The 1,239-nt window shown below is 55.4% G+C and carries 1 pseudogene; it reads left to right on the forward strand.

What is annotated here, in order from left to right:
- Positions 1-1,239 (forward strand): annotated as a pseudogene (locus C6H66_RS25415) (hemagglutinin repeat-containing protein); the annotation flags it as partial.

Raw genomic sequence — 1,239 nt, forward strand, 5'->3', positions numbered from 1 at the left:
CTTTAACCGAGGATTTTCATCATACCGGCAACACTGCGGCCAATGGCAATCTGACCCTGAAAACGGCCGGTAATCTTATCAATGACCGTCAGATAAAAGCCGGTCAGGCGCTGCATCTGGGCGCACAGAATCTCACCAATAACGCCTCCGGCGAAATCAGCGCTAAACAAACGCAAATCAACGTTCACGATACCCTGAACAATACCGGATTGATTGACGGCGGCCTGACCCATCTCACGGCTAACACCCTGAACAATACCGGCACCGGGCGCATTTACGGGGACCGGCTCGCCCTCCAGACGGGCACGTTGAATAACACCGCGCAGGACGGCAAAACCGCCGTCATTGCGGCGCGTGACCGGCTGGATATTGGCACCGGAACACTGAACAACAGTCACCATGCCCAGATTTACAGCGTGGGCGACATGCGAATCGGCGGCCGGTTGGATAATACCCTGACGGCTACCGGTCAGGCACGAGAGCTCAATAACCACGCGGCGACGATTGAAGCCGGGCGCCACTTGAAGATGAATGCCGACCAGATTAACAACACCAACGCCGGGTTGGTCACTCAGGTCGTCGAAACGGAAAAGTCTCAGCATCACGACGCAGTACTAAGCGGCCAGACCACTCGCTATGACTGGTCACAGGTGGACACTTCCCGCCACAATAAATACAAAGTGCACGATGCCATCATGCCGGATGGCAGCCGCAGTAATGACTTTTACGAATATCAGTACACCCGGACCGTCAAGGAAACTCAGGTTAAACAGAGTGACCCCGGTAAAATTCTGGCCGGGGGTAATATCACGCTCAACAGTGCGCAGGTCACTAATCACGACAGCCAGATTGTCGCCGGCGGGGCGCTGGATGGAGAAATCGGCGAATTGCACAATATTGCCACTCAGGGGGAACGCATCACTACCGATGAAGGTCGCCAAACTCACTGGTACGCCAAAAAGACCAAACACAAAAAGTTCGGGTTCGGTGGCACCAAAACCTCGCAGGGGAAAAGCCGCAGCAATTATGCCCCCGCCCCAGTGATAGAAACGATTGACCTGAAAACGCTGGCCTGGCAGGCGCATACCCGTCCACAGGGTACCGATATCACGATTACAGACCGACAAACCGGTCAGATACATTCTGCCCCCACGGCGGTCGCGCCGGTGAACGGTATCAAAAATCAGCCACTGGTCTTGCCGCCCGGTCAGCCGTTTGAACTGAGTTTGCCCCCGGAGA

It is taken from the genome of Photorhabdus hindustanensis (assembly GCF_002968995.1).
In the GTDB taxonomy this organism is placed as follows: Bacteria; Pseudomonadota; Gammaproteobacteria; order Enterobacterales; family Enterobacteriaceae; genus Photorhabdus; species Photorhabdus akhurstii.